The organism is Solibacillus cecembensis (genome assembly GCF_050272495.1).
Taxonomy (GTDB): Bacteria; Bacillota; Bacilli; order Bacillales_A; family Planococcaceae; genus Solibacillus; species Solibacillus cecembensis.
Map to the genome: position 1 here is coordinate 318,107 of NZ_JBNNMF010000002.1, position 6,958 is coordinate 325,064.

8 protein-coding genes and 1 riboswitch are annotated in these 6,958 nt (G+C 38.7%); of the genes, 3 read left to right on the forward strand and 5 right to left on the reverse strand.

Features of this window, described 5'->3' with window-relative positions; all coding sequences use genetic code 11:
• Positions 1–127 precede the first annotated feature (127 nt).
• Positions 128–994 (reverse strand): DMT family transporter, encoded by an 867-nt coding sequence (locus tag ACQKIH_RS03240; protein WP_427763417.1) that lies wholly within the window; start codon positions 992–994, stop codon positions 128–130.
• A 131-nt stretch (positions 995–1,125) separates the two neighbouring features.
• On the opposite strand from ACQKIH_RS03240, the gene ACQKIH_RS03245 reads away from it, so the two are divergent.
• The gene (locus tag ACQKIH_RS03245) at positions 1,126–1,356 is read left to right on the forward strand and encodes a hypothetical protein (RefSeq protein ID WP_057988051.1); all 231 of its coding nucleotides are present in this window, start codon (positions 1,126–1,128) and stop codon (positions 1,354–1,356) included.
• A gap of 106 nt (positions 1,357–1,462) precedes the next feature.
• Here the strand turns inward: ACQKIH_RS03245 and ACQKIH_RS03250 are convergent, their stop codons facing one another.
• From ACQKIH_RS03250 to ACQKIH_RS03260, 3 genes are all read right to left on the reverse strand, one after another.
• On the reverse strand, positions 1,463–2,449 hold the full coding sequence (locus ACQKIH_RS03250; RefSeq protein WP_427763419.1) for a homoserine dehydrogenase: 987 nt from the start codon (positions 2,447–2,449) through the stop codon (positions 1,463–1,465).
• Between the two features lie 299 nt (positions 2,450–2,748).
• The gene (locus ACQKIH_RS03255; protein ID WP_427763421.1) at positions 2,749–3,147 is read right to left on the reverse strand and encodes a hypothetical protein; all 399 of its coding nucleotides are present in this window, start codon (positions 3,145–3,147) and stop codon (positions 2,749–2,751) included.
• A gap of 247 nt (positions 3,148–3,394) precedes the next feature.
• The gene (locus tag ACQKIH_RS03260; RefSeq protein ID WP_427763422.1) at positions 3,395–4,699 is read right to left on the reverse strand and encodes an O-acetylhomoserine aminocarboxypropyltransferase/cysteine synthase family protein; all 1,305 of its coding nucleotides are present in this window, start codon (positions 4,697–4,699) and stop codon (positions 3,395–3,397) included.
• Positions 4,700–4,819: 120 nt separating this feature from the next.
• Positions 4,820–4,935, reverse strand: a riboswitch (SAM riboswitch).
• Between the two features lie 221 nt (positions 4,936–5,156).
• Here ACQKIH_RS03260 and nfsA point away from each other — a divergent pair.
• Both nfsA and ACQKIH_RS03270 read left to right on the forward strand, forming a co-directional pair.
• Complete coding sequence (gene nfsA / locus ACQKIH_RS03265; RefSeq protein WP_057988059.1) at positions 5,157–5,891, forward strand: oxygen-insensitive NADPH nitroreductase; 735 nt, start codon at positions 5,157–5,159, stop codon at positions 5,889–5,891.
• A gap of 218 nt (positions 5,892–6,109) precedes the next feature.
• Entirely contained in the window at positions 6,110–6,532 is a 423-nt protein-coding gene (locus ACQKIH_RS03270) for a hypothetical protein (protein WP_057988061.1), read from the forward strand.
• Positions 6,533–6,595: 63 nt separating this feature from the next.
• Here the strand turns inward: ACQKIH_RS03270 and ACQKIH_RS03275 are convergent.
• Positions 6,596–6,958, reverse strand: a 363-nt coding sequence (locus tag ACQKIH_RS03275) for an IS3 family transposase (RefSeq protein WP_427763424.1), incomplete at its 5' end; no start/stop codon positions are given.

The window sequence follows — 6,958 nt, forward strand, 5'->3', positions numbered from 1 at the left end:
TTAACTTCCGCTCATGCAAATTCTGAAGAAATTCTTAAGATTTTTGTTTATTTATTAATTTTCATTATTTTCCATTCAACTAATTCTAATTAAAAAAGCCGTTCATTATAAAGAAAAAGCTACCTCTTTATGAAGCAGCTTTTCGTCCACCTAATGTTAATACAATAATTCCGCTAAGCAATAAGCCGACACCTATCCATGAAGTCGCACTTAAATATTCACCTACCAAAAACACACCGAGCAAGGCTGCTGTTAATGGTTCAGCCAGGCTAAGTGTCACTGCGGCTGAGGAACTAATTTTCTGCAAACCACCTAAAAATAACAGATACGCTAAACTTGTCGCAGCAAGTGCCATAAACAACATCGCCCATAAATTATTCCCCTCATAAATCCAGCCTAATCCATCGCGTGCTGCAAACGGTAATAAAAAAAGAGCACAAATCGTAAACGTCATCGCCACAGCAGGCAATGTTTCCTCTTTCTTCATTAACTGCTTGCTGACATTTGTATACAGTGCAAACATGAAACCTGCACATAAAGCGAGCACAATACCGAATGGATCAATAACCGCTTCCCCGCGATTCACGAATAACAAGACACAGCCAGTAATTGCAAGCCCCGTCGCCATCCCCCATACTCGACTCGGACGTACTTTCCAAAAAAGCCATTCAATCACCCCCGCAAACACAGGTGCACTTCCAATTGTAATAACCGTTCCAACTGCCACGCCAGTGTAGCGGACAGACGTAAAAAATAAACTTTGGAATAAAGCAATCGCTAGTGCAGCTGAAATCGTCCATTTCCATGACCATGTGCGGAAATTGATTTTTCGCATCGCCAAAACAATGATTAATAATAGCCCACCACCAATTGCTGAGCGAATACCTGCTACGCCGAATGACGAAATCCCGTCCGTTAAAAAGGTTTGCGTCGTTCCAACCGTTCCCCAAAGCATCGCCGCAAGCAATACAAAAACATAAGGTAATAAATTCACTACGAACATCCTCCAATTAATTCCATCAAAATTATCTCTATGCTATCATACTTACCTCATCATATTGAGATGAAGTTTCCTTGAAAATTGATTATAATAAAGGGAACACCAACTAGAGGGAGGTCACCTATATGTATAAATCTGTTGAACAAACAGCGCGTGATATCGGAATGCCCGAACATCAAATTTTAAAATACATTTATGCAGGTCGTATTAAAGCCGTTCCAGACGGTGACGATTATTTAATTAACAGTGCGCAATTCGATACGTACCATCTCCATCTCGAACGAATTAAAGAAGAAATTGAGATTTGGAAAAACACACCGATCCCTGAAGATATCGATGTGAAAGATGAAGATTAACTACGATATCTTCTAAAATAAAAGGGATTTCCGCCTGCTCTATGTAAGCTGACGAAATTCCCTTTTTCAATTCTTCATAATCATGATAATTTTATCTTGCTCTAGGTTAAATCGTCACCGTAAACCCCGCGCGCTTCCCAATAATTTCTGCATAATCCTCTACCATCACGCTTGCTGTTGGATACATCCCTGCACCAGGGCCTGTAATTGATAACGTTCCGATATAATTCGTTTCCATGGCCACCGCATTAAACACATCATCCACTGGGTAAAGCGGGTGCTCTTTATCGACTAATACTGGTGATACCTTCGCATAAATCTCACCATTTGCACGTTTTTCTACCTCTGCTACATGGCGATAGCGCAGTCCCTTTTCTGTTGCTTCTGCTACTTGCGCGGCTGTAATTTTTTCAATACCAATTACTTCTACATCCGACCAGTTCGGTTGTTCACCGAATGCTAAGCTCGATAAAATCATCAACTTTTTAAATGCATCTTGACCCGAAACGTCATTAAATGGATCCGCCTCTGCATAGCCTAGACTTTGTGCCTCTTTCAATGCATCATCAAAGCTCCAGCCTTCCGCACGCATTTTCGTTAAAATGTAGTTCGTCGTCCCGTTCAAAATCCCTTGCACACGACTCACATCATTTACTAATAAAATATTTTTCATCGTTTTAATAATCGGTACGCCACCTGCAACGGAGGCCTCATAACCTACGAATACACCATTTTCCTTCGCAAGTGCTTCTAGTTCCGCGCCACGCTTTGCAAACATCACTTTATTCGCTGTAATAACATGACATTTACGTTCTACTGCTTGCTTCAAATAGCTAAATGCCGGCTCTTCATTGACAATCGCTTCAAATACAACTTGTATGCCCTGTTCAGCAAATACTTCGTTAATGCTTTCTGTCATTAAATGCTGCGTTCCTGGCACGCGCTCGCGACTTGCATCTGTTACTAAAATTTTTGAAACTTCCAACTCCACGCCCAACTTCTGGCGGAGCTCCTGCCTCTTTTCGTTTAAAATATGATAAATCCCTTGACCTACTGTGCCAAATCCTAAGATGGCTGCCTTAATTGTTGCCATTACCATTCATCCTCCAAATTCCTTATAAAAACATATCTATATGCACTTCTGATGAATCAAGTGACAAGTGTTCCCGTTCAACACGACATAGACGAACTATTCCAATAATTTATATATAAAAATTCTATCTTATATATTACATGAAAACAAGATAAATCTCTCCTACAAGGACATTTGTTTTCTCTAAACGGTCAAATTTCATTCAAATCTACTTTTGAATGAGCATATTTTGTAAAAATAAAAACGTATCCTGACCCGAAGTCAAAATACGATTTTAGCGTATATACTAATAACACAGGTTAAACTGCTAATTTCACACGATTAAAATTATGTAAATAATAATTACTTAAAACTTTTTTCATTAGTAGCTGTTCTTTTGCTGTGTAGTTCGGAATCGCATATGGACGTTGCACTAGTTGAAATTCTCCGTATTTTAAAAACCATTCTTTTGCCGGCTCTAGAAGATGCGTTGACCCATGTTCTTTGTACTGCTCGGCTACTTCCTTCACAACATAGTTTGAATTTGATAAATGATGAGTTGTCTCCGAGAAAGCACAGTTTCCAAACACCTTTTGCCACATCATATCAACATCCGCCAAAATTTCTTGAATTGCCATTGCGTTTACAAATTTCTTTAGATCATTTAGTTCATAAATAATATATGCGGCCACATTTTGTGCACTGTATACATTTCCCATTTCAAACAACTCCTTTTCATTTATTAAGATAGCGTACTTGCTCAAGGGGGTTCACTACTTGCAAGTACGCAATCTCCAAGTAACTTAAACGATGCTTCAACATTATTTACATTACTTGGTTTATAATTCCTATTTTATTACTTGGTTTTAAAATTGTCAATAATTCTTATAAAATTACTAGGTATTAAACTTTCAAAACTCGCCCCCTAACGAAATGATGAAAGGCGAGCAAGTTTCTTCTATTATATTAGGCTTGTGTTTCCACTTCTAAAGTAGACGCTATTTTCGCTAAAGCCTGTTCTAAATCTGCAATAATATCTTCAACTGCTTCCAACCCGATTGATAAGCGAATGAGCTCCTCAGATACACCAGCTACTTTTAATTCTTCCGTTGATAATTGTTGGTGAGTTGTAGATGCTGGGTGGATAATTAATGAGCGCGCGTCCCCTACATTGGCTACATGTGAGAATAATTCCACGTTGTCAATAACTTGGCGACCTGCTTCACGTCCACCTTTAATGCCAAATGTTAAAATTGAGCCAAAGCCGTTTTTCAAATATTTCTTCGCTAATTCATGTGAAGGGAAATCTTCAAACCCGTTATAGTTTACATAGTCTACGAATGGGTGGTTACGTAAATATTCCGCTACTTTTAATGTATTTTCATTGTGGCGTACGATACGCAAATGAAGCGTTTCTAGCCCTTGTAAAAAGTTAAATGCTGCATCTGCAGATAATGTTGGACCGAAATCACGTAACAGTTGAACACGTAGCTTTGTGGCAAATGCAGCCCCTGCTGTGTCAATTCCATAACGAAGTCCGTGATATGACGTATCTGGCTCAGTAAATCCATCATGACGTCCTTGTGTCCAATCAAATTTCCCTGCATCCACGACAATACCACCAATTGTCGTACCGTGACCGCCAATCCATTTTGTAGCCGAATGAATGACAACATCCGCTCCAAACTCAATTGGGTTCCCACCATATGGCGAAGCAAATGTGCTATCGATTAATACTGGTAAGCCGTTTTGATGTGCGATATTGGCTACTGCTTCAATATCTAACACATTTAAGCTTGGATTTCCTATAATTTCTGCAAATACAGCTTTTGTCTTATCTGTAATTGCACTGCGGAAATTTTCTGGGTCCTTTTCATCTACAAATTTCACCGTAATGCCGTAGCGTGGTAATGTTGTCGCAAATAAATTATACGTTCCACCGTAAAGTGAACCTGCTGCAACGATCTCGTCTCCAGCACCTGCTAAGTTTAAAATAGAAAATGCAATAGCTGCTGCACCAGATGAAAGTGCTACTGCCGCTGATCCCCCTTCTAATAAAGCAACACGCTCTTCAAAAGCACCAACAGTCGGGTTCATAATACGTGAATAAATATTGCCCGCCTCTTCTAATGCAAATAATCGCTGCGCATGAGCAGTATCTTTAAATGCATAAGCCGTTGAGCGGTAAATTGGCACCGCAATCGCACCCGTTACAGGATCTGGCTTTTGTCCTCCGTGTAGTAATAATGTTTCTGGTCGTAAATTTGTCATTAATCATAACCTCCAAAATAGTATTCGATGGTGAAATCGGTGTTATCGAGGAGGAGTTTTTTGAATGAAAAAAACCCTCTTCAGTTAAGAAGAGGGTTTGCAAATGAGCAAGTTTGCCTCCTCTTATCTTTCAAAATGCAAATTGCATCTTGTAGGAAGTAGCACCTTAGTCAGTTCGTCACTCACTGGTTGCTGGGCATCTCAGGGCCTATTCCCTCCGCCACTCTTGATAAGAGTATGTGATTTATGTTCCATCGTTGTTTCACAGTATAAAACAGATTCTAGCCATTCGTCAACAGTTAATTTAAAATTTTCTGATATTCATAATATTCCAAGCAAAAAAACCTTATCGGCGCACATAACAGCATTAACAATAGTCATCTGCATATAAATCGACTAGAATAAGCTTAAAGGAACGTTCCTTTACATTTATTTTTACATAGGGGGAGAAATTGACATGCAAACAAGAGAACTTTTACGAAGTCATTCATCGGTTCGAAAATATTCAGGTGAGCAAATTCCAAAAGAGACGATTATCGATTTAATCGAAACGGCGCAAATGGCTGCGAGCTCGCATTTTGTCCAAGCCTATAGCGTTATTTGGGTAACGGATGAAGAGAAAAAAGCAAAACTGGGTGAGCTATCAAAAAATGATTTCCAGTTCAAAACAGCGGGAGCTTCTTTCTTATTTTGCGTGGATTTCAAGCGTCTACAAGTGGCCGGTCAAAAGCACGGCGTTGACATTGTGACAGATTCAGCTGAAAACTTGCTTGTTGGTGTAGCAGACGTTTCATTATTTGCACAAAACTTTGTAGTTGCTGCTGAAGCAATGGGTTACGGCATTTGCTATATTGGTGGGGCACGTAATAACCCTGCTGAAATAAGCGAGCTATTTAATTTGCCTGAGCATGTGTTCCCATTATTTGCGTTGACGATTGGTACACCGACAAAACGCAATGAAACAAAACCTCGTCTACCAGTAGCAGCTGTGTTGCACGAAAATAGCTATGATGTAGATCAGTACGAAACATTATTAGCTGACTATGATGCGATGATGGAATCTTACTATGCAAGCCGCTCTTCTAATCAAAAAATGGCAAATTGGACAAAGCAAATGGCAGATTTTTTAGTCGATCAAAAACGCCCATTCATGAAAGACTTCCTTGCAACAAAAGGCTTTACGTTTAAATAATCGCATAACTTACACACCATTTTAACGCTCTGTTGAAATGGTGTTTTTTTCATTTCGGCGAGGTGCCTTTTTAACTAATCAATTTCGGTACTTTTCATTCACTCTATTTTCATGATTAAATGCTTTATTATTTCATATTACTCATTATGACTTAGGTTTTTTGTGTTATATTTTGATATTATAGAATGAGTGACTGAGGTTGTTAGGAGGTATCGGAAATGTCAACTCCATTTATTGCGAAATCATTAGAACGTCAACATTTAAAATCTGCTCGGAAATATCCATTGTTAATATCTGATATCAATATTGAATTAAATAAAATTCATCTTCAAATTACAGATCAAATAGAGCACTCAAAATATGAAGCAGCTACTGCATTCGTCAACCAATACATTGCCCATACATCCATTTGGAAAGTTAAATTTGTTTGCAACTTTGAAAATCCTGAAGTGGTACTCATGCAAATTTTCCATTTAAATCATATTTTCAAAAATGAACCTGCTGATCATTTTTCGGCAGAGCGCGAACTTTTAAACTTACAGTGGCAAAAGTTTTTAGATGTCATGCTGTACACGGAACAACAAATTCAACAGCGTGAACAAAAAATGCTTCACTATATCCAAAATTACGAATCGCAATAGAAAAAAGGCATAGACGTTAAAAGGGACTGACCCCCGTATATAAGACAGAGGTCAAAAAAGCATTTATCCAACCAGTTGTCGGTATTGAACCGGCGACTGGTTGTTTAATTTCGCTTGTATTCGGATATAGTTATAATACTTTATATAGTCATTGACAGTTTGTTCTACGATTGCAGTCGTAGTATTCCTTATACTGTCTAAGTAGAATGTTTCAGACTTTAATGCAGAATGAAACGATTCGATTGGGGCATTATCAGCGGGCGTACCTTTACGGGACATGCTCATGGTAATGCCTTTTCCTTTAATAGCTTGCTGATACCGATAAGATGTATACACCGATCCTTGGTCACTATGCAGGGTACACCCTTCGGGCAAATTATCTAGTTGGGATAAGGTATTCAATACGAAATCAGTATCTTGGCAATC

Bases quoted from the DNA above. Each gene is read 5' to 3' on its own strand.
- ACQKIH_RS03245 (WP_057988051.1), top strand. From the start codon at position 1,126: ATGTATAAATCTGTTGAACAAACAGCGCGTGATATCGGAATGCCCGAA.
- ACQKIH_RS03250 (WP_427763419.1), bottom strand. From the start codon at position 2,449: ATGGCAACAATTAAGGCAGCCATCTTAGGATTTGGCACAGTAGGTCAA.
- ACQKIH_RS03255 (WP_427763421.1), bottom strand. From the start codon at position 3,147: ATGGGAAATGTATACAGTGCACAAAATGTGGCCGCATATATTATTTAT.
- ACQKIH_RS03260 (WP_427763422.1), bottom strand. From the start codon at position 4,699: ATGACAAATTTACGACCAGAAACATTATTACTACACGGAGGACAAAAG.
- nfsA (WP_057988059.1), top strand. From the start codon at position 5,157: ATGCAAACAAGAGAACTTTTACGAAGTCATTCATCGGTTCGAAAATAT.
- ACQKIH_RS03270 (WP_057988061.1), top strand. From the start codon at position 6,110: ATGTCAACTCCATTTATTGCGAAATCATTAGAACGTCAACATTTAAAA.